The organism is Dactylosporangium sp. CA-152071, from assembly GCF_050936335.1.
In the GTDB taxonomy this organism is placed as follows: domain Bacteria; phylum Actinomycetota; class Actinomycetes; order Mycobacteriales; family Micromonosporaceae; genus Dactylosporangium; species Dactylosporangium maewongense.
In genome coordinates this window covers 2,937,436-2,957,408 of record NZ_JBNJMZ010000001.1, presented here as the reverse complement: position 1 = coordinate 2,957,408, position 19,973 = coordinate 2,937,436, and the positions used below count along the sequence as shown (strand labels likewise).

General features: G+C 73.8%; 24 protein-coding genes. 6 read left to right on the top strand and 18 right to left on the bottom strand.

Annotation, left to right across the window (positions count from 1 at the left end; genetic code table 11):
- The 10 genes from ACQEVZ_RS13090 to ACQEVZ_RS13045 are packed head-to-tail and all read right to left on the bottom strand — an operon-like array spanning window position 1 to window position 9,490.
- Window positions 1–468, bottom strand: coding sequence for a phage tail protein (locus ACQEVZ_RS13090; protein WP_433365848.1), 468 nt, complete (start codon window positions 466–468; stop codon window positions 1–3).
- Window positions 458–3,025: a putative baseplate assembly protein gene (locus ACQEVZ_RS13085; RefSeq protein ID WP_433365845.1), complete on the bottom strand. Its 2,568-nt coding sequence runs from the start codon at window positions 3,023–3,025 to the stop codon at window positions 458–460. The genes ACQEVZ_RS13090 and ACQEVZ_RS13085 overlap by 11 nt, the downstream gene beginning before the upstream one ends.
- Complete coding sequence (locus tag ACQEVZ_RS13080) at window positions 3,022–3,414, bottom strand: GPW/gp25 family protein (protein WP_344504048.1); 393 nt, start codon at window positions 3,412–3,414, stop codon at window positions 3,022–3,024. The genes ACQEVZ_RS13085 and ACQEVZ_RS13080 overlap by 4 nt, the downstream gene beginning before the upstream one ends.
- Window positions 3,411–3,749: a hypothetical protein gene (locus ACQEVZ_RS13075; RefSeq protein ID WP_433365842.1), complete on the bottom strand. Its 339-nt coding sequence runs from the start codon at window positions 3,747–3,749 to the stop codon at window positions 3,411–3,413. The genes ACQEVZ_RS13080 and ACQEVZ_RS13075 overlap by 4 nt, the downstream gene beginning before the upstream one ends.
- Complete coding sequence (locus ACQEVZ_RS13070) at window positions 3,746–5,230, bottom strand: phage baseplate assembly protein V (RefSeq protein WP_433365839.1); 1,485 nt, start codon at window positions 5,228–5,230, stop codon at window positions 3,746–3,748. The genes ACQEVZ_RS13075 and ACQEVZ_RS13070 overlap by 4 nt, the downstream gene beginning before the upstream one ends.
- 8 nt (window positions 5,231–5,238) lie before the next feature.
- Complete coding sequence (locus ACQEVZ_RS13065; protein WP_433365836.1) at window positions 5,239–5,964, bottom strand: hypothetical protein; 726 nt, start codon at window positions 5,962–5,964, stop codon at window positions 5,239–5,241.
- Window positions 5,952–7,088: a hypothetical protein gene (locus ACQEVZ_RS13060; protein ID WP_433365833.1), complete on the bottom strand. Its 1,137-nt coding sequence runs from the start codon at window positions 7,086–7,088 to the stop codon at window positions 5,952–5,954. The genes ACQEVZ_RS13065 and ACQEVZ_RS13060 overlap by 13 nt, the downstream gene beginning before the upstream one ends.
- Entirely contained in the window at window positions 7,069–7,557 is a 489-nt protein-coding gene (locus tag ACQEVZ_RS13055; RefSeq protein ID WP_344504053.1) for a phage tail protein, read from the bottom strand. Before ACQEVZ_RS13055 ends, ACQEVZ_RS13060 begins: the two co-directional genes overlap by 20 nt.
- Window positions 7,558–7,569: 12 nt before the next feature.
- Entirely contained in the window at window positions 7,570–8,793 is a 1,224-nt protein-coding gene (locus ACQEVZ_RS13050) for a phage tail sheath family protein (protein WP_354902144.1), read from the bottom strand.
- 1 nt (window position 8,794) lies between these two features.
- Complete coding sequence (locus tag ACQEVZ_RS13045; protein ID WP_433365830.1) at window positions 8,795–9,490, bottom strand: carboxypeptidase-like regulatory domain-containing protein; 696 nt, start codon at window positions 9,488–9,490, stop codon at window positions 8,795–8,797.
- Window positions 9,491–9,706: 216 nt separating this feature from the next.
- Between ACQEVZ_RS13045 and ACQEVZ_RS13040 the strand changes: the two genes are divergently transcribed.
- Entirely contained in the window at window positions 9,707–10,084 is a 378-nt protein-coding gene (locus ACQEVZ_RS13040; protein WP_433365827.1) for a YybH family protein, read from the top strand.
- Window positions 10,085–10,292: 208 nt separating this feature from the next.
- On the opposite strand, the gene ACQEVZ_RS13035 is transcribed toward ACQEVZ_RS13040, so the two are convergent.
- The 6 genes from ACQEVZ_RS13035 to ACQEVZ_RS13010 all read right to left on the bottom strand — a co-directional run bounded on the left by ACQEVZ_RS13035 (window position 10,293) and on the right by ACQEVZ_RS13010 (window position 15,389).
- Window positions 10,293–10,655 carry a VOC family protein gene (locus ACQEVZ_RS13035; protein WP_433365824.1) on the bottom strand — a complete coding sequence of 121 codons (363 nt, stop codon included), beginning with the start codon at window positions 10,653–10,655 and terminating at the stop codon, window positions 10,293–10,295.
- 31 nt (window positions 10,656–10,686) lie between these two features.
- Entirely contained in the window at window positions 10,687–11,208 is a 522-nt protein-coding gene (locus tag ACQEVZ_RS13030; protein WP_433365821.1) for an adenylyl-sulfate kinase, read from the bottom strand.
- Window positions 11,208–11,486: a hypothetical protein gene (locus tag ACQEVZ_RS13025; RefSeq protein ID WP_344504059.1), complete on the bottom strand. Its 279-nt coding sequence runs from the start codon at window positions 11,484–11,486 to the stop codon at window positions 11,208–11,210. The genes ACQEVZ_RS13030 and ACQEVZ_RS13025 overlap by 1 nt, the downstream gene beginning before the upstream one ends.
- A gap of 53 nt (window positions 11,487–11,539) precedes the next feature.
- On the bottom strand, window positions 11,540–14,350 hold the full coding sequence (locus ACQEVZ_RS13020) for a glycoside hydrolase family 9 protein (RefSeq protein ID WP_433365818.1): 2,811 nt from the start codon (window positions 14,348–14,350) through the stop codon (window positions 11,540–11,542).
- Window positions 14,351–14,416: 66 nt separating this feature from the next.
- On the bottom strand, window positions 14,417–14,824 hold the full coding sequence (locus tag ACQEVZ_RS13015) for a DUF2809 domain-containing protein (RefSeq protein WP_344504061.1): 408 nt from the start codon (window positions 14,822–14,824) through the stop codon (window positions 14,417–14,419).
- The gene (locus ACQEVZ_RS13010) at window positions 14,817–15,389 is read right to left on the bottom strand and encodes a hypothetical protein (RefSeq protein ID WP_433365814.1); all 573 of its coding nucleotides are present in this window, start codon (window positions 15,387–15,389) and stop codon (window positions 14,817–14,819) included. Before ACQEVZ_RS13010 ends, ACQEVZ_RS13015 begins: the two co-directional genes overlap by 8 nt.
- Before the next feature lie 58 nt (window positions 15,390–15,447).
- On the opposite strand from ACQEVZ_RS13010, the gene ACQEVZ_RS13005 reads away from it, so the two are divergent.
- Window positions 15,448–16,326, top strand: a complete 879-nt coding sequence (locus tag ACQEVZ_RS13005) for a bifunctional helix-turn-helix transcriptional regulator/GNAT family N-acetyltransferase (protein ID WP_433365811.1) — start codon at window positions 15,448–15,450, stop codon at window positions 16,324–16,326.
- Here the strand turns inward: ACQEVZ_RS13005 and ACQEVZ_RS13000 are convergent, their stop codons facing one another.
- A complete protein-coding gene (locus ACQEVZ_RS13000) occupies window positions 16,327–16,635 on the bottom strand; it encodes a barstar family protein (protein WP_433365808.1) in 309 nt (102 codons plus the stop codon). It lies immediately after the preceding gene.
- Window positions 16,636–16,673: 38 nt separating this feature from the next.
- Between ACQEVZ_RS13000 and ACQEVZ_RS12995 the strand changes: the two genes are divergently transcribed.
- Entirely contained in the window at window positions 16,674–17,426 is a 753-nt protein-coding gene (locus tag ACQEVZ_RS12995) for a tRNA(His) guanylyltransferase Thg1 family protein (protein WP_433365805.1), read from the top strand.
- Window positions 17,427–17,478: 52 nt separating this feature from the next.
- Window positions 17,479–17,781, top strand: coding sequence for a hypothetical protein (locus ACQEVZ_RS12990; RefSeq protein ID WP_433365802.1), 303 nt, complete (start codon window positions 17,479–17,481; stop codon window positions 17,779–17,781).
- Window positions 17,782–17,841: 60 nt separating this feature from the next.
- Here ACQEVZ_RS12990 and ACQEVZ_RS12985 read toward each other — a convergent pair whose 3' ends face one another.
- Window positions 17,842–18,468, bottom strand: a complete 627-nt coding sequence (locus ACQEVZ_RS12985) for an FMN-dependent NADH-azoreductase (RefSeq protein ID WP_344504066.1) — start codon at window positions 18,466–18,468, stop codon at window positions 17,842–17,844.
- A 94-nt stretch (window positions 18,469–18,562) separates the two neighbouring features.
- Between ACQEVZ_RS12985 and ACQEVZ_RS12980 the strand changes: the two genes are divergently transcribed.
- Window positions 18,563–18,985, top strand: a complete 423-nt coding sequence (locus ACQEVZ_RS12980) for a MarR family winged helix-turn-helix transcriptional regulator (RefSeq protein WP_344504067.1) — start codon at window positions 18,563–18,565, stop codon at window positions 18,983–18,985.
- A 13-nt stretch (window positions 18,986–18,998) separates the two neighbouring features.
- The gene (locus ACQEVZ_RS12975) at window positions 18,999–19,922 is read left to right on the top strand and encodes a hypothetical protein (RefSeq protein ID WP_344504068.1); all 924 of its coding nucleotides are present in this window, start codon (window positions 18,999–19,001) and stop codon (window positions 19,920–19,922) included.
- Window positions 19,923–19,973: the final 51 nt, after the last annotated feature.

The following is a 19,973-nucleotide window of genomic DNA, read 5'->3' as shown; positions in this document are numbered from 1 at the left end:
CTAGGGAATCGAGACGGTGACGGCCGCGGGCTTCTCCTGCTGCACCACGAGCCGGATCAGGGACAGCTGGTCGCGGGCGGGATCGGGCACCCGCACCACGACGTGGAAGGGGCGGGGCTCCTCGACGGTGAAGCCGGGCACCCCGGTCACCGTCTCCAGCAGCGCGCACAGGCCGCCCGCGGTGCCCCGGCGGCGGGCCAGGTCGCCGGCGCGGGCGACGAGGTCGCGCTGCCGGCCGGACGGCAGCGACCGTCCGATGTGGTCCATCGCCACGCACCGCAGCAGGAACGGCAGGAAGGCGTCGGGTGTCCGGTACGCGGCGAAGAGCTCGTCCACGGCCGTGAGCCGCCGCTCGGCCGGCGCGTGCATCGCCTCCATGACGTCCAGCAGCGCCGTCAGGACACTGCCGGGCTGCGCCGCCGACTGGTACACGGCCGGGAGCAGCCGCACGATGTCGTCATGCCGCATTGAGACGCACCACCTCGACGTCGTGCTCGCCGGAGCACAGCAGCCAGGTCGGCGGGATCGTCACCGGCTGCCGGGTCTCCCGGTCGGCGGTGAAGGACCACGTCCTGGCGTCGTCGCTGCGGTACGCGCCGCGGGGCCCACCCGCGAGGACCCGCCCCACGCCGCCGGCCACAGTGCTGGTCGCAAGGGCCGCCACCGGCTCGAACCGGGTCCGGTCCCGCAGCGGCAGGCCACCGTTGACGTTGGCCGCCTCCCACTGCGGGGTCTTGCTCGCCAGGTCCAGCCGCAGCACCCCGGCGCTCTGCGTGGCGGCGACGACGGCCTGGCCGGTGAAGTCGAGGTCCCAGCAGGTGCCGCCGGTCCAGCCGGCGTTGAGCTGCTCCCACCGCACGTCCGCCTCGAACAGGCGGGCCCGGTGGCAGCCCTGCCCGGGGCGGTTCGGGTCCGACTCGCCGGCGCCGACCCACACCACGGTGGACGGGCCGTCGTACTGGATCTCGATGGCGCGCGCGTCGGTGCCGCGCAGCCCGACGTGGGCGAACGTGCCGGCGGTGCCGCCCTCGGTGGACAGGTAGACGCCGTACTTCGCCTGGGCCGCGAGGACGACGCCGTGGGTGCCGCGTTCGGAGACGAACGACCGGACGCCGGAGAAGCCGCGGCCCGGGTCGGTGTTGTCGACGAGCACCTGCAGCGGCACCGCGCCGGGCTCGGCGGCGACCTCGTACAGGCCGGCGTCGGTCGCGCACAGCAGCGTCGCCACGCCTTCCCGGTCGATCCAGGCGACGTCGGCGATCGCCGGCTCCAGGGCGGCGACCAGCGCCCACGTCTCGCCGAGGTCCCTCGACACGTGCACGGCGCTGGTCCCGTCGGCGGTGTGGGTGACCGCGGCCAGCAGCCCCGGGCGGGCGGTGATCCCGGGCCGGTTCGGCGCGGGCGCCGCGACGACCCGGCGGACCTCCTCGCCCGGGAACCGCCCGGCGGGCTCCCAGCCGGCGCCGCCGTTGGTGGAGCGGAACACGACCTCGCCGCTGCCGGCGTACCAGGTGTCGTCCTGGAACCGGTCGGCGACGACGGACCGGACGGCCTTGTCGGGCGCCTCGTCGACCACGAACCGCACGTCGTCGACGTACCGGACGCCGGGCTCAGCGGACTCGAGCATCCGGTACACGTTGGACGCGCGCAGCGGCTCGCCGAACGCCCAGCCGGTGGGGGTCATCGGGGTCGGCAGGGGGCTGATCGTCGCGTACAGCCGGTCGTTGATCCGCCGGCGGACCGCGTCGACGTCCTCGTGGTCGCCGACCACGACCCGGGCCCGCACGGCGACCGCCTTGTAGCGGGCCCAGCCGGCGACGACCCGGGTGCCGAGCGCCCGCCGCGCCTCGAGGTCCTGCTGCGTGTGCAGGCGCACGTCCTCGCCCTGCACCTCCAGCAGCCTCGCCACCGGCAGCCGCCAGTCGGGCCGGGACTCCGTCCCGACGTGCGGCACGAGGACGACCTCGACCTCGCCGGGCTGCGCGAAGGACCACATGGTGGCGCGGGTGAACGCGGTCGCCCGGGCCACCGCCGCCGACGCGGCCGTGGCGAGCAGCTCGAAGTCGCGGGCGGTGACGGCCCGGCGCAGCGCGAAGAACTCGTACGGGCCGCGGGTCAGCGCGGCGTCGACGGGCTCCAGGTCCCGGCCGCCGAACGCGGGCCGCTCGTTGGTGACCCGCACGCCCGGCACCGGGTCCCGCAGCGCCGTCACGGTGTGCGCGGCCACGTTGCCGGCCGAGCCGCCGCCGACGCGGTACCAGATCCGCACCTCGCGGCCCGCCGGCGGGACCGCCGCGACGGGTGCGCCACCGGCGTCGACGGCCGGCGCGAACGTGACCGTGCCGGTGCCGCGGTCCAGCTGGTAGACGAGGGCGTCCGCCGGTACACCGGCGAAACCCGCGACGGGCTGCCAGATGACGAACGAGCGGCCGTCGTGCTCCCGCGCCGGGACCCCGTCGGCGACCTCCTCGGCGGGCGTCTGCACGCCCAGCATCACGTCGAGGTGTTCGGTGGTGGTCACGATCGGCGCCCGCGCCGTGCGCAGCACCTGCCCCGGCATGCCGGTGCCGAGACCGAGCAGCTCGGCCGCGACGGGCTCGCAGTGGTGCGCCCGTACGGTGACCGCGGCCTGCCCCTCGGCGAGCACCGCGGACTCGGTGGTGACGAACAGGACCGGCTGCGGGTCGGCGCCCTGCGCGGCCGCCTTCGTCCCGGCGGGCACCGTGATCCTGGTGGTGGTGTCGTCGCCGGTACGGGTGAACATCAGCTCCGTCCACGCCGCGGCGGGCGCGTGCCGGGTGATGCCGAGCAGGTTGAGGTACTCGATGTAGGCCTTGTCGGGCAGCCGGTTCAGCCGGTACAGCATGACCTCCGTCAGGTGCGCGAACACCTCGACGAGGGCGATGCCGGGGTCGTGCACCGACAGGTCGGTCCAGCCGGGGCAGGACCGGGCGATGCGGTCGCGGGCCTCGCGGACGAGGTCGGTGAAGCTGCGGTCGTCGAGGTTGGGGATCGGCAGGGTCATGACGGGCTCCCGTCGGACGCCGGACCGAGGTCCAGCGGGATGTCGAGGTCGGCGAGGGTGAGGGTGGCGAGGACCCGGTACCGCAGGTGGATGGTCAGCCGGGTCGGCACGTCGGGGTCGGCGGCGGCGTCCAGCGACACGATCTCCGCGCGCGGCTCCCACCGCTGGACCGCCTGCCGGACGTAGTGCACGGCGAGGCCGGCGGTCGTGTGGTCGTTGGGGGCGAACAGCAGCCGGTTGAGATGGCACCCGTACTGCGGCCGCATCAGCCGCTCGCCGGGCGTCGTCGCCAGGAGGAGCAGCAGCGCCTGCCGTACCGCGGCGTCTCCGTCCACCATGGACAGCGACCCCGTGGCGGTGAGGGCGGGCGCGAACCTGATCGCCTTCATGCGTCGGCCCCCACGAAGGACTGGCCGGGGTCGCGGACCGTGTAGTGGACGGTGCCGGGGACCGTGCCGTCGGTGAGACCGTCCAGGTTGGACAGTGCGACCCGCTCGCCGTCGACGCGGATCCAGTCGCTGTACCCCGCCTGCACCGCCAGGGTGAGGGCGCAGGGCTTCATGGTCGGGCCGATGTTGGGACAGCCGGCGATCGCGCGGCCCTGCGGGTCGTCGTCGACGAGGACGTCGGCGCCGCCGACGGTGACCCAGTGCTGCGAGGCGTTGTTGCGCACCCGGCCGTCGTGGCCGCAGCGCACGACCGCCTGCACCGTCACGAGTTTCATGCCGGACCTCCCGGGAGCGTCGGGACCGCGATGAGGGCGTGCTCGAAGTCGACCGTGCGGGCCTTGACCGTGACGCCGTGCCCGGGCGCCTCCAGGACCAGGTCGGTGGCGGCGTGCAGCCGCACCACGTCGGGCGCGAGCTGGAGGTAGCTGCCGTCGGCGGTCTCCACCCGCAGCGACTTCTCGGCGTCGTCGACGACGATCGACTGGCCGTGCGCGGTCCGCATCGACCAGCGCTTCACGCCGCCGCCCGTGACCCCGGCGCCGTCGGGCGCCTTGGCGGTGCCGAACAGGGAGCCGAGGACGACCGCGTCGCCGGACGCGTCGTGCGGCAGCGCGACCAGCACCGAGTCGCCGACGTCGGGCAGCAGCACCAGGCCCTTGCCGTCGCCGGCGCCGGGCACCAGCAACGCCACCCAGCCGGCGTCGAGCCCGCCGTGCGCCTGCAGCGCCACCCGCACCCGCCCGCAGCCGTCGGGGTCGTCGACCGCGGTCACCCGCCCGAGCGTCAGCGACGCGCCGGGCCGGGCCACGTCGCGCGCCGGCGGCCGGGTCGACACCGCCGCCAGGTACCCGTCGGCGTCCACGGTGGACACGACCTCGGTGAGCACGTAGGTGCCGTCCAGGGCGTCGGCGACGCCGCGCACCGCGATCCGGCGCCCGGCCCGCAGCGCGGCGCTGCCGGCGGCGACGCCGTCGAGGGTGACCGCCCGGGCCGCGCTCGCGTCGAGGGCGCCCTGGGCGACGGCGCGCAGCTCGTCGCCGGTCCGCGCGGACTCGTCGACCAGCGTCAGCGGCGCCGGGCTGTCCGGCCGCAGCGCGATGTCGCGGCCCTGCCGGGGCTGCCCGGCGGTCTCGGTGAACGCCTTCGCCCGCTGCGGGTGCCAGCCGACCGCCTCGCAGCGGGCCGCGAGCCGGTCGACGCCGGCGGCCACCTCGACGTGGTGCAGGTCCAGGCCGTACCGGAGCGGGACCGGGTCGCCGTGCCCCTGCAGGGTCAGCACCCGCAGGTCGGTGCCGTCGAGGACGACGTACATCCCGATCCTGCCGAGGGTCTCCGTCAGCAGCTGGAGGTCGCGCTGCCGGTGCTGCACCACCCGCTCGAACCGGGGGCCGTCGCCGCCGCCGTGCACGTGCACCCCCAGGTCGCCGGCGACCGCCTCGACCAGGTCCTTCGGGCCGACGCGGTCGAAGGAGCGGACGGTCTGCCGGGCGCGGAGCCGGTGCAGCAGGTCGTAGCCGGTCAGCCGGGTCTCCGCAGTGCCGTCCGCGGCCCGGGTGAGGCCGACCCCGGTCACCTCGCCGGTGAACAGGGGCCCGTCGTCGCCGGCGACGCGCACGACGAGGCTCGCGCCGAGCAGGTGCAGGGCCTCGCCGCGCGGGTCGTCGAGGGTCAGCTCGCACTGCGCGGGCTGCGAGAGCCGGCTGGTGACCCGCACCCCGGTGACCGGGAGCTCCCGGTCGCCCGCCGTCGCGTGCACCGCCGGCATCATGGCCGGCCGCCCGTCGCCGGCACCGACAGCACCCGGCCCGGCGCGACCGCGAACGGGTCGTCGACGCCGTTGTGCTCGGCGAGCTCCCGCCAGCGCATCGGGCTGCCGAGGGCCTCCATGGCGAGCAGGTCGATCCTGCCGGTGCCGCCCGGGCCAGTGCTGCCGTCGCCGAGCGCCTGCACCGCCGTGGGTGCCGTGCCCGGTGCGGTGCCGGCGCCCGAGCGGGCCAGCTCCCCGTCGAAGTCGCGGGCGCCGGCCTGCTTCGGCTCGTCGACCCGCACCAGCTTCAGCCGCATCCACGACCGTCCCGGCGCGCCCGTGGGGCCGAACGCGTCGAAGCGCTCCGCGATGGCGGCGATGACGCCCGGCACGTTCCACGACCGGCCCCACACGAGCCGGACCAGCGGCGGGCGGGCGGAGCCGAGCTCCTCGGCGGTGTTCTCGGCCAGGTTCCACAGCTTCGCGGTCAGCTGCCGCACGTCCTGCGGCGCGGACCGCGACTCGACCAGCGCGACGTCGAACACCATGTCCAGCAGCAGCTCGGTGCGCCCGCCGCCGGTGAACCGCACCGGGTCGTCGGCCCGGCCCCGCCCGACGAGCCGGCTCTCACCGGTGGCGGGCGTGCGGATGCCGGCGAGCCGTTTGACCTCGAACGTCTCCGGGTTGAGCAGGCAGTCGATCCGCTCGCCGGTCTCGTCGACGACGAACGCTACGCGTTCCATGGCAGTCCTCGCTGTTCCTCGTCGAGCCGGCGGATCCGGTCGCCGCCGGGCCGCGGGGTGACCTCCCACTGGGCGCTGTCGTCGGGCAGCTCCGGCCACCGGCGGTGCGTCTCGTCGCCGAGCCGCGGCCACGGCCCGCTCCTCACCACGTGCTCCGCGACCTCGGGCAGCCGCGCCGGCCGCGCGCCCGGAAGCTCGGACCACGTCCCGGCGGTCCCGTGCCGTCGCGGCGGAGCGTCGGTGTGGTGCGGCGGGACCTTGTCGGGTGGTGTCTCGTCGGTCCATGCGGCGCGGGCCGAGTCCGGCAGGTCCGGCCACCGCAGCACCACCGGGCCGCGGCCGGGCGTCCCGGGCTTCTGGAGCTTCCGGAGCTTCTGGGGCTTCTGGGGCCGGTCCGCGGGACGCCGCGCGGGCTGCTCCCGACGCGTCTGGGGCGGCGCCGGCTTCTCGCGATGGGGGCTTGATGGCATGGCTTCCTCGGCCGGTGCCGTGAAGACCGCCCGGGTTGGGTGGGTGTCCGCCTCGACCCGCAGGGCCGGCTTCGTCCGCGGTGCGGTGTCGTCCTCTGGTACTGGTCTGGCCCGCGGGGCGAGGTCCTCCTGCGACGCCGGCGCGGGGCGTGCGGCCGGCGCCTCGGCAGGTTCGGGAAGTCGCCGCGGTGCGGGGGAGCGGACCGGCTCCGGGACCGCCGGGCGCAGGCGGACCGCCGGCCGTGACGGCCCGGTGTCCTCAGTGGACGCCCGGCGGACCGCCCGCCGTGACGGCTCGGTGTCCTCAGTGGACGTTCGATGAACCGCCGGTCTTGGCTCGCCGTCCTCGGTGGACGCCCGGCGGGCCGGGGGCGGGGCGGCCGCGGAGACCGCGACCGCCACACCCGTCCATCGCACCTGAGTCTCGACGGCCGGCGGGGGAGCGGGCGCTGCCCGTACCGACGCCGCCGCCGCGACGGAGAGCACCTTCGCCGGCCGCAGCAGGTGCGGTGCACGGTCCCGGACCAGGCTGAGCCAGTGCTCCGGCGCTCCGGGCAGCGACCGCTCCTCGACGACGGTCTCAGCAGTGGGCACGAGCCGGTCGGCCGCCCACCGCAGCCACCCGGCGAGGGTGTCACGCAGCCGCGCGGCCACCGCCGGCCTCCCGCTGCAGCCCTTCGTGCGCGAGCACCAGGGTCTCGATGGCCAGTTCCCGGCTCATGGCGTCCAGCGGCGCGCCGCTCCACTCCTGCGGCCAGGCGTTGATGAGGTTCCACCGCAGCGCCTCGGCGGTGCCGGCGGGGTCGAGCATGACGATGGAGACGTTGCGGCGGCTGACCTTGCCCTCGACGGCGGTCATCAGCCAGTTCCACAGCTCGGCGGAGTTGGTCAGGCCGAAGCGCAGCGTCACCGGCGGGTACGTGACCCGGCCGGGGATCGCGCGCACCACGCTGCCGTTGCCGGCCTCGCGGTAGGAGATCCGCTCGACCTTGACGCCGAGCCCCTGCACCTCCGTGAAGTGGCCCTCGTTGACGTTGTTGATGAGGAGTTTGAAGTTGTACGCGCGGTACGGGTCGACCCAGTTGCCGGGCTGAGCGGACGGGGCCGGGACGGGTGCGGTCATCGAGCTGCTCCCTTACTGGGCTTCGGTGCCGATGGCGGACTGGCTGAGCTTGAACACGACGAACTCGGCGGGCTTGACCGGCGCGACGCCGATCAGCGCGACGACCTGGCCCGCGTCGCGGACCTCCGCGGGGTTGGTCTCGGCGTCGCACTTGACGAAGAACGCCTCCTGCGGCGTCGCGCCGAGCAGCGCGCCGTCGCGCCAGACGCGGGTCAGGAACGCGCTGATGTCCCGGCGGATCGAGCGCCACAGCTGCTCGTCGTTGGGCTCGAACACGATCCAGCGGGTGCCGTCGCCGATGGACTCCTTCAGCATCGAGAAGAGCCGGCGGACGTTGAGGTAGCGCCACTCCGACGCCTCGGCCGCGAGGGTGCGGGCACCCCAGACGCGGATCCCCTCGGACGGGAAGTAGCGGATGCAGTTGACGCCGGCCGGGTTCAGCAGGTCCTGTTCGGCGCGGGTCACCCGGTACGTGAGGTCGACGGCGCCCCGGACGGGCTCGTTCGCCGGCGCCTTGTGCACGCCGCGGATGCTGTCGTTGCGCGCCCACAGGCCGGCGACGTGCCCGCTCGGCGGGGTGGTGACGACGTCGCCGCTCATCGGGTCGCGGACGACCAGCCACGGCAGGTAGAAGGTGCCGTAGTCGCTGTTGCGGGGCCGCAGGCCGCCGTCGTCCGTCGCGGGGGCCGGCTGCGCGGGCTGCTGGCCGTCCTGCGCGGGGGTCTTCGCCTTCTTGGGCGCGGGCGCGGTCTCGACCCGCACGAGCCGCTCGACGTCGGTGATCTCCTCCGGCGGGTCGAGGATCGCCATCCGGTCGCCGAGGTTCTCGCAGTGCTTCAGCAGGTCCTCGTGCGACAGCACGTCGGTGTACCCGGGTGCGGCGACGATCGCGATCTCGTCGATCGCCTCCAGCAGGCCGAGGCCGGAGCGGGTGCGGCCGGCGCCGGCGATCGGCTCGCCCGGCGCGATGTTGACGATGTAGCACCGCCCGCCGCCGTTGTCGAAGAACCCGTACACGGCGCGGGACAGCGGCGTGCCGGCGCCCGGCTCGGTGCCGCCGGCGTAGATCCGCAGGAACTCCGACCAGCTGCCGACGGCGACCGCCTCGTTGCGGCGGGCGTCGCGGTCCGGCGCGGTGCCGACGAAGCCGGCGGTGCTGGTGCCGACGGCGCCGATGGGCCGGGCGCCGCCGCTGACCTCCTCGACGTACACGCCGGGAGACGCGTAGTAGGGCATGTCATGCCTCCTTGATCTCGCACCGGATGACCGCCGGGGAGGCGGCATCGGCGGTGACGGTGTGGTGGAACCGCAGGCCGCGACCGGACAGCCGCAACCTGGCCGGCCGGTCCGCGGGCAGCCCGTCCAGGACGAACGTGCCGTCGGCGCCGGTGTAGGTGACCTCGGTCCGGTCGGCGCTCTCGACCCGCATGCCGGCCAGCGGCGTGTCGCGGGGCCCGAGCACCACCCCCGACAGTGGCCGCAGCGGCACCGTCTCGATCCGCAGCGGCGCGGTGACCCGCGGCGTGGCGGGCGCGGGCCGGTCGAGCCGCCCCGGGACGTCGACGTAGAACGCGGGTCTCGCCGGTACCCCCGACGACTGCCACACGTGCGCCGGCACCTCGTCGAAGACGGGCCGGTGCGGGCCGGTGGTCGTCGCGCTCAGCAGCCGGTCGAGCGCCGCGACGTCGTCGGCGCGGGCGGTGGCGAGCAGGAACCGCATCCTGAACCGGACCGGCTCCAGCCCGGTGGTGGGCCGCATGCCCTGCTCAGGCAGCAGCGCGGTGAGCCACACGTGCACGTCCGCGGGCTTGGCACCCTTGCCGTCGCTCTTGGTGTCGCCGCTCGGCGGCCCCTGCCTCGCGCTGAGGCCCGCGCCGCCGACCCAGCGCAGCAGGGCGGTGGTGGCGGTCTCGACGATGCCCGGTTCAGGCATGACGGTGTCCCCTCGTTCATGGGCTCGGGGTTTCGGTTCGGTGCAAGCAGGACGTCCGGCGGCCCCGGTTGATACGGGGAGCCGTGTCGCCTACCTGACTGGGTGAACCGGTATCAGCGGCACCCGCGGCCGCCTCTGCCGGCGCCCCGCCTGAGCACCCGCACCGGGCTACGATGCTCGGGCGGACAGTGACAGGTGTCGAAGGGAGACCGGCCGGTGGCGGACAGCGGGCTGGAGCGGGCGCTCGAGGAGCACCTAGGGGCGCTGGAGCGCAAGGACCTCGCGGCGTACGCGGCGACGCTCGCCGAGGAGGTGGTGCTGATCCTGCCCAACGGCACGGTCGTCGACGGCAGGGCGGCCATGGTCGAGTTCCACCGCGAGATGTTCGCCGACGACACCTGGACGCAGGAGCGCACCGTCCGGAAGGTCACCCTGGCCGGCAGCACCGGGTGGGTGCTGATCGAGTACCTGTGGACCACCGTCGACGCCGCCGGCGCGGTCGAGTCGCAGACCCGGGCGTACTTCACCCTCACCTACGCGCTCGTCGACGGCAGGTGGCTCGTCGTGGCCGACCAGAACACCCGCCTGCCGTAGCGGGCGGGTGCGGCGGGCCCAGGCGGCGGCGCGGGTGACGGCGGCGCCGAGGGCGGGAGAGTTCCAACGGCATCGGCCGCGCCCCCGAAGGGGTTCGGCACGGCGGCGGCGCAGCTGCAGCAGGCGGGCGTGACGTCGGAGACGCGGGTCGCGGTGCTGCCGCACGATGCGGACGCGGCCGCCCGGTGGTGCTGCGGCAACCAACAGGTCAGCGGGAGCGGGGATCGACGTGCAGGAGGCAGAACTCGTTGCCTTCGGGGTCGGCGAGGACGGTGAAGGGTTCGGTGCCGGTCTGGCCGGCGTCGGTGGGGCGGGCGCCCAGGCCGACGAGCCGGACCACCTCCGCCTCCACGTCGCCGTCGAGGATGAGGTCCAGGTGGACGCGGTTTTTCGGAGAGTGTGGGGTCGCCGCGCGCTGCAGGAAGACCGACGGCGCGCCGGGCGGGCCGAACAGGTGCGTGCCGCCCTCCTCCGCGGGGCCGGCGGTGTAACCGAGGGCGCCGGACCAGAAGCCGGTCATCAGGTCGAGGTCGGTGACGTCGATGGTGCACTGCGCGATGTGAGGGGGCATACACCGTCTGCTACCCGTTCCGGGACAGACCCTAACGAGTGGCCCAGCCGGTGAGCGCCAGGACCGAGGCGGCGACGTCGGCGACGGTCCGGTCGTCGGTGGGGATCCGGTGGACCGACGGGGGCACCGACGCGGCGAGGGATCTGGCGGCGGCGTCGCTGCGCTGCACGTGCAGGTCGTAGGCGGTGCCGATCTCGCGGCGGGCCAGCCGGGTGCGGGCGGTCGCGTCGGAGGAGGTGAGCAGGACGGCGGTGACGCGTGGGGCGTCGCCCATCGCGGCCGTGAGCGCGGAGACCTGCTGGACGCTGACGGTGTTGGTGTAGATCAGGCGGCGGTAGCCGAGGGCGCGGTAGTTGGCCCACATGGCGGCGAGGTTGCGCTCCGCGAGGTGGTGCTCCCACGGCGGCGGGTACGCGAGGTCGAGGTTGTCCCCTTCGACGACGCAGTGCCGTACACCGGCCGCCGACAGTTGCGCGTGCAACTCCGCCGCCACGCTGCTCTTGCCGACCCCTGACCTGCCGCCGAGGAACAGCACCTCGCTCGCGTCGGTCATCAGCGGGGGCAGCGGCCGGTGCTCAGGACCACGCCGGTCTGGCCGTCGAGGAGGATGTACACGTGGTCCTCGACGATGTTGAGGCGGCCGCCCGGCAGCGGGTCGCCGGTGCAGTAGCTCGGGACCGGCAGCCGCTGCCCCACCGACACCGGCACGGGCGCGGCGGCCGGGACGGCGGCCGTCACGACGCACGCGGCCAGCACGGCGACGCGCGGCAGCACGCCGCGGCGGTGCCGGGGTGGCACCGTGGCGGCGGCGGGCACATCGAGGTCGATCATCCCTGCCAATGGTACGGCCCCGGCGCGCGATGCGCCGGGGCCGACCGGATGACTCAGCTCGCGGTACAGGTGAGCGTGGCAGGAGCGGTGTTGGTGCCGCTGACGGAGGCGTTGAACCCGGCCGCCGTCGACGCGGTGGGTGCCAGGGCGCCGTTCCAGTCGGCGTTGCGGACCGTGACGGCGGCGCCGGTCTGCGTCCAGACGCCGGACCAGCCGTTGGTGACCCGCTGGTTGCCCGGGAACGTGAACGTGACCGTCCAGCCGGTGATCGCCTGGCCGCCGGAGTTGCGCACGGTCACCTCGCCGTTGAAGCCGTCGCCCCACTGGTTCGTGACGCGGTAGGTGGCCTCGCAGGACTTGCCGGTGGTGGTGCCGGTGGTCGTGACCGTGACCGGGTCGGACAGCACCGACAGGTTGCCGGCGGCGTCCTTCGCCCGGATCGCGAACTGGTACGCCGTCGACGCCGTCAGGCCGGTGACCGTGGCGGTCGTGCCGGTGGCGGTGGCGACGACGACCGGTCCGGCGGTGCCGCCGAGGCGCAGGACGTCGTAGCCGGTGACGCCGACGGCGTCGGTCGACGCGGCCCAGGTGAGGGTCGCGCCGCTGCTGGTGACCGCCGACGCGACGGGCGTGCCGGGCTTCGACGGCGGGGTGACGTCACCGGTCGCGGGTGCGGTGGTGACGGTGCCGACCGGCGAGGCCGCCGACGTGTTGCCGGAGGTGTCGACCGCGACGACCAGGAAGCTGTACGCGGTCGCCGGCGACAGCCCGGTGATGGCCAGGGACGTGCCGGTCGTGGTGCCGACGACCCCGGCCGCCGAGGACACCCGGTAGGACGCGACGCCCACGTTGTCGGTGGACGCCGCCCACGAGGCGGTGACCGACGTCGAGGTCACGTTGGTGAAGGTCGGCGCGCCGGGCGTGGACGGCGGCGTGGTGTCCGCCGGACCGGTGCCGGGAGCCTCGCCCCAGACCTTGGTGGCCCCGTCGTACAGCGTGATGTGGTTGTTCGGGCTCTGCGTGGCGCCGGCCGGGAACGACCAGTCGTTCGTCGGGTCCCAGGTGCCGGCGGACGAGATGCGGAACTGCACCTCGCGCCGCCACGCGGACTGGCCGGCCGGGGCGATCTTCTGCCCGGCGCAGCTGACGGTGACGTAGTACGTGCTGCCGCTGACCAGCGTCGGGCCGGTGGGCGCGGAGCACTGGTTGTAGGCGCTGCTGAGCGAGATCTGCGCGGGCGTGGTGGTGCCGTCGAGGGTGAAGTAGTAGCGGAACGAGCCCTGGTCGAGGGTCCGCGCCGGCCACGCCGACTTGTTGTAGACCATCGCCTTGACCTCGGTGAACGTGGTCCCCGGGGTGTTGATGGAGGACTCGACGTACATCTCCGGCCCGTCCGGGGTCTCCACCGCCGGGAAGCTGGACAGGGCCGTGCCGCCGTACTCGCCGTACATGCGGGCCAGGGCGGAGGTGAGCCCGGAGTTGTAGTCGGTGGCGACCTCGTTCATCACGTAGTCGGACCGGCTGTCGGTGTAGGCGTCGTTCGGCGACGACGGCCCGCCGACGAGCGCGCCGTACAGCGTGTGCCGCGAGACCTCCGGGTTGGTGATCTGGTCCGTCCAGGACCCGTGCGCGGTGCGGTGGTGCGGGTTCTTCGGCGGGTTCGCCCCGAAGCCGATCATGTAGCTGGACTTGCGGGGGTTGTCGCCCAGGATGTAGTTGATCTGCCGGGCGCCGAAGTCGTGGTAGCGGGCCTTGCGGGTGGCGTCGGTGAGCCAGTCGCTGTAGAGCAGCGCCACGAAGGACGTGTTCGCGGCGTACCGCAGCGAGCCCCAGCTGTCGAGCACCGCCTGCCCGCCGGGTGACGTGGGCACCTTCTGGCCGTTGACGCCGACGGTCCAGTAGTCCAGCCAGCGGTTGGCGTCGTCGACGTACCGCTGCTTGCCGGTGAGCTTGGCGAGGAGCACGTAGCAGCCGTACGACTTGTCGTCCCACGCGATCGTCCACCGGTAGGACTTCGTCGTGGTCTGGTTCTCGTTGCTGAGGTTGTCGTAGCCGGCCTCGGCCTTCGCGAGGTAGGTCGCGTCGTTGGTGGCGCGGTAGAGCCAGATCGCGCCCCACACGAGCTCGTCGTTGAAGCCGCTCCACGAGTTGTAGTAGCTGGCCGCGTCGGTGATGCAGTCGCTGTACTTGCGGCGCACGGTGTCGGCGAACGTGTACAGCTGCTTCGCGTGCGTGACGAGCTTGTCGGCGTAAGCGGCGTCGGTCGGGCGGATCACGATCGACGAGGCGGCCATGGCGGCGGCCGTCTCACCGGCGAGGTCCGAGCCGCCGCAGGTGGCGTCGATCTTGTACGAGGGTCGTGCCATCGGCATCACCTCGGCCGGGCCCCACCAGGCGTGGTCGGGGTTGCCGGAGCCGATCTGTCCATAGAGGACGTTCGGGGACGGGTGCGCCTTGATGAAGTAGTCGTTGACGAACTTCAGGTTGTTCACCAGATTGGTCAGCTGCCCCGACTGCACGTACGCGTCGCGGTACTCCACCGCGCCCCACGCGAGCATGGTGGTCGAGAACGCCATCGGGAAGCCGAACTTCACGTGGTCGCCGGCGTCGAACCAGCCGCCGGTCAGGTCGAGGCCGACGTCGGCGCCGTCGGTCGTGGCGGCGTTGCCGCGCCACCCGACCCGGCTCCACGCGGGCTTCGGCCCGGCCTGCTGGGCCTCGTAGAACCAGATGGACTTCTGCAGTGCCTCCGCGTAGTTGTACGCGGGGGCGGCTGTCGCCGGGGTCGAGGCTGCCACGGCGATGACCGTCGTGGCGGCGGCGACCCCGAGCGCCGCGACTGCGCCGAGAATCCTCCTGCGCATGGGTGGTGCTCCTCTCCGGGTGGCGGTGCGCGGATTGAACCGCGTCACCGCCCCGGCGCGGGCATATCACCGTCCGGCGAGGGTGTCCTGCCTGGTCACGGCGTGAAACTTTCTTCTTCGGAAGAGCAGGTGCGCGACCACCAGCGGCACGACGCCGACCGGGTACCAGGCCAGGTCGGCGGGGTCGAACTTCACGCCGAGCGCGTACCGCGCCAGGAGGCTCCGCGCGGACAGCTCGGCGGGAACGCCGGTCAGCTGCGCCAGCTCCACCGCCCAGCACCAGGCGATCGCGACGGCGCCCGCGACGAGCGGGGTCGTCCGGGGCCGGAGGACGAAGACCCCGGCGTAGATCATGGAGGCGTACAGCGCGGTCCCGGAGTACTGGCGCAGCGCGCCGTCGTCGACGGCCCGGATCGCGAACGCGACCGCCAGCGCCGCCGCGACGCCGGCGAGGGCGAGCAGGCGGCTACGCATCGGCGGGGAACTTCACGGCGCGGCCGGTGCGCAGGTCGACCGCGGGGTCGCCCGGGGCGGGGTCCTCGGCGGTGAGCAGGACCGTCTGCCCGGCAGGGACCCGCACGGCGAGGATCACCGAGCTGATGCGGCTGCCGTCGGACGGGTCGACGAGCGGCGTGGACTCGTAGGTGGCGGTCCCCTTCCCGACGGTGATCACCGTCTGCGGATACGACTTGTCGGCGCGCGGCACGCCGGCGACGAGGGCGAGCACGTAGTCGTGGGCGTCGTCCGGCGCGATCAGCCCGTCGCCGTCCTTCTCCCAGGTCACCTTCTTCTCGGTGGCGGCGTCGAACTGGTGCGTCGTGACGACGGCGTCGACCCGGAACCCGGGGAAGTCCGGGGCGGTCACCACCGTGATCGGGGTGCCGGCGAGCTTGCCGAGCAGCGGCCGCTCGGCGTTCATGCAGCACTCGTCGTAGTCACCGGGGGTGTCCTGGAGCGCCTCGTCGACCGTGTCGGCGAACGGCCCGATGCAGCCCATCAGCGTTGTCGCGACCACCGCGAGCAACCAGCCTCGTTTCACGCGTCGAGTATGCCTGGCGGATACCACTGCGGAGCGTTACCTGACTATAGTCAGACATGTGGAACTGCTGGAGACCGTCCGCCGCTTCAACCGGACCGTGACGCAGCGCGTCGGCGCGCTCGACGACGAGTACCTGTCCCGCGGCCGCCCGCTCGGCCAGGCCCGCCTGCTGTGGGAGATCGGCCCCGCCGGCGCCGAGGTGGCCGCCCTGCGCGCCCGCCTCGGCCTCGACGCCGGCTACCTGAGCCGCCTGCTGCGGGCCCTCGAGGCCGACGGCCTTGTCGTCGTCGGCGTCGGTACGAGCGGCGACGCGCGCGTCCGCGAAGCCTCGCTGACGGATGCCGGGCGGGCCGAGTGGGCGATCCTCGACAGCGCCTCCGACGACCTGGCCCACTCCATCCTCGGGCCGCTCAGCGACACCCAGCGGTCCCGCCTGGCGACCGCGATGGCGGAGGTCGAGCGCCTGCTCCTGGCGTCGATGGTCGAGCTCACGGTCTGCCCGCCGGCCGACCCACGGGCCCGCGCCTGCCTGCGCGCCTACGCCCGCGAGCTGTCCCAACGCTTCGACGACGGCTTCGACACGGGCGTCAGCCGGCCGGTCGACGACGAGGACCTGACCCCTCCCCGGGGCGTGTTCCTCCTCGCCACCCTGTCCGGCGAGCCCGTCGGCTGCGGCGCCCTGAAGCTCCACCGCGACGCCCCCGCCGAGATCAAGCGCGTCTGGGTCTCCGGCACCGTCCGCGGCCTGGGCCTCGGCCGCCGCATCCTGAGCGACCTCGAGCACCGGGCCGCCACCGCAGGCCACCGCTCCGTCCGCCTCGACACCAACCGGAACCTCACCGAAGCGATCGCGCTGTACCGCAGCACCGGCTACAAGGAGGTGCCCGCCTTCAACGACGAGCCCTACGCCCACCACTGGTTCGAGAAGCACCTCTAGTCACCGCAGGTGCACCTCGACGCCGCGTTCGTGCAGGACCGCGAGCACGTCGTCCATCGTTGTCGCCGTGAGCCGCAGATGCCGGTCGAACCCCGCGACGAGATGCCGCCGGGCGACGTGGGCATGCCGCCAGACGAGGGTGAACGGCGCCCGCGCGCCCCACCCGCCGCGGAGGCAGTCGTCAAGGGCGTCGAGGTTCCAGCCGAAGTACCCGCCAGGCCCGTTGACCGCCTCGCCGAGCGCGCAGTAGAAGCCTTCGATGTCGCCGGCGGAAAAGCGCGTGCGCGTGTGGGAGCGGCGTGGTGGCATCTGGCATGCGGATCGACCGGGATGATCTGGGTGACCGGATGAAGAGTTACGAGCGGGTGACGAAGGCGGTGCTGCCGCGGCGGACCCACACGCTGCTGCGGGTCGACGGGCGGGCGTTCCACGGGTACCTGCGGGGGGCGGCGAAGCCGTTCGACCACGGGTTCATGGCGGACATGGACGCCGTGGCGGAGGCGTTGTGCGCGGAGATCTCCGGCAGCGTGTTCGCCTACGTGCAGTCCGACGAGGTGTCGGTGCTCGTGGTCGACTTCGCGGGGGCCGGGACGCAGGCGTGGTTCGGGGGCGAGGTGCAGAAGTGGTGCTCGGTCGCGGCGTCGGTGGCGACGGCGACGCTGAACGCGCGGCGGCCCGGGAAGCTCGCGCTCTTCGACGCGCGGGTCTTCACCGTCGCCGACCCGGCGGAGGTCGCCAACTACTTCATCTGGCGGCAGCGCGACGCCGTCCGCAACAGCATCACCATGGCGGCACAGGCGGTGTTCCCGCACAGCCGTCTCCAGGGTGTGCACTCCGGGCAGGCCCAGGACATGCTCCACACCGAGCACGGCATCAACTGGAACGACTACCCCGACGGCTGCAAGCGTGGCCGCGTGGCCGTCAAGGCGTCCGGCGAGCGCACGGTCACCTTCGTGCACAAGCGCACCGGTGAGCCGGAGACGGTGACCGCGCTGCGCTCGTGGTGGGAGACCAGGCCGGCGCCGCACTTCACCGCGGCCCCGGACGGCTTCCTGGCGACCACGATCCCCGCGCTGCCGCGGCTCGCCACGCCGGCCTGACGGGGTCGGAAAACCGCGTGCGCGGGGCGGCGGCACGTGTTGCGATCAAAGCATGACGATCGACCACGGGGTGCTTCGGTTCGAGCGGGTGTTCGCGATGGCGGACTCGGTGGTTGTCGCCGGCTACGTGGCCCGGCGGCACCGGGAGTGCGTCTCGGTGGCGGTCCGGGCACTGCTGCCGGGCCGCCGGCCGCTGCGGGATCCGGGCGGGCCGGCGCGGGAGACGCTGTTCGCCAGGCACGGCGCCGGCCGGGGCGGCCACCTCGGCGGCCGCCGGCAGGCATGGTCGTCGCGCCGCCGGGGCAGCGGCCGGTCGCCCCTCTGCGTGGACGGCGCGGGCGCGCGCGGACGGTGACGGTCGTGCGCCCGTGAAGTGGCGGCCCCGGGACGGTTCCCGGGGCCGCACGCACGCCGGTCAGAAGCGCTTCGCGGCCTCGACGGCGTCGGCCGTGGCCAGGGCGCGGCCAGCGTCGGCGTCGGCGGTGGCGAGGTTGGGGCGGAAGGTGACCGGCGTGATGTCGGTGATGCCTGCCCAGCGCAGCCACCCCTCGAAGAACGGCCGCTGGAAGTCGGCGCCGAAGGCCGGGCCGCGGCCCTCGCCGTAGACGGCGCTGGTGTAGACGACCGCGGCCTTGCGGCCGGTGAGCAGGCCGCTGTACCCCTCGGCGGGGTCGAAGCCGAAGACCAGGCCCGGCTGGCTGACCACGTCGATGAACTGCTTGAGGATGTACGGGACCCCGGCGTTCCACATGGGGACCGAGAAGAGCAGCTTGTCGGCGGCGGCGAAGCGGTCGAACGCGGCGCGCGCGGCGGCCCAGGCGGCGGCGCCCTCGCCGGTGGGCTCGACCCCCGCGAACACGTCCATCTTCGCGCCGGCGGCGGCCGGGCCGAACGCCGGCAGCGTGCCGTCCCACAGGTCCCACTCGGCGATCTCATGGTCGGGGTGCTGCTCGCCGTACACCTGCAGGAAACGCGACGCGAGCGCGAGTGACTCGGAGCGGGTGCCGCGCGGGGACGCCGAGATGTGCAGCAGCTTGGTCATCGTGAACCTCCGGAAGAAAGTGTGTGCGCACGCACCTAACAACGCAAAGCTAGCCACTTGCGTGCGCACGCACAAGAGTTGGTACGGTGTGACGATGGACAACACGGCCGCCTGGGCGGGCCTGCTGCGGGTGCACGCCGCGCTGGTCCCGGTGCTGGACCAGGAGCTGCAGGCGGCCCACGGCCTGCCGCTGACCTGGTATGACGTGCTGCTGGAGCTCAACTCGGCGAAGGACCGCCAGCTCACGATGGGGGAGCTGGGCGCGAAGGCGGTGGTCAGCCGCAGCCGCAGCAGCCGCGTCGTCGACGAGCTCACCAGGGCCGGCCTCGTCGAGCGGGTCGCCAACCCGGCCGACGGGCGCTCGGCGTTCGCGCGGATCACGGCCGCGGGCCGGGCCAGGCTCCGGGCCGCCGCGCCGACCTACCTCGCCGGCATCGAGGCGCACTTCACCAGCAGGATGACCGCGGCCGAGGCGCGCACGGTCGCGACGGCATTGGAAAAAGTGCTCAAGGGGTAGATACTCACCGGGCATGGAGAAGGGCCCGGGTCGTGACCTCGCGCACGCGCTGCGCACCGGCCCGTTCTCCGCGGCGCTGCACCTCGCCATCGAGGACCGTGGCATCCGCCTCGACGAGATCCAGCAGCAGCTCGCCAGCAAGGGCGTCAGCGTCAGCATCACCACGCTGAGCTACTGGCGGCGGGGGCGCAGCCGCCCCGAGCGGCCCGAGTCGCTCAAGGCCGTCCGGCTGCTCGAGCAGATCCTGGCGCTGCCCGAGGAGTCGCTGATCGTGCAGCTCGGGCCGCGCCGCCCGCGGGGGCGCTGGCTGAGCCAGCCGCCGGGCACCATCGACGTCGACCGGTTGTTCAGCGACGGCACCAGCGTGGCGAAGATGGTCGGCGAGCTCGACCGGTGGATGTACCACGAGCTGACCAGGCTGAGCCTGCACGACCTGTACGTCGTCGGGCCCCATCGGCAGGAGCTGGGCCTGACCTGCCGGCAGGTGCTGCGGGCCAACATCGACCGGGTCTCCCGCACCGTCGCGGTCTTCCTCACCGACGACCCGGCCGCGAAGGTGACCATCAGCGCGATCCGCAACTGCCGCATCGGCCGGGTCCGGTCCGACGCCGGCGGGCTCGTCGCGGCGGAGATCATCTTCGACCGGATGCTGGCGCAGGGGGAGACGGTGGTGTTGGAGTACCAGTACCGCAGCGACTCGCTCTCCGCGACCGACAACTACTACCGGGGCTTCTCGACCCCGGTCACCGAGTACGTGCTGCAGGTGCAGTTCGACCACGACGCGGTGCCGGCGCGCTGCCGGCGGTTCGAACGCCGCGCGCTCAACGCGCCGGACCAGGGCGTGTGGGAGACGTGGATCGGCTCGACCCACGGCGCCCACGTCGTCGCGTCCGACGTACCCCCCGGCATCGTCGGCATGCGATGGGAGTGGGAGTGAGCCTCGTTGATCACTCCCACCCCCGGTCGGTGACCGGGCGCCCGATGTCGG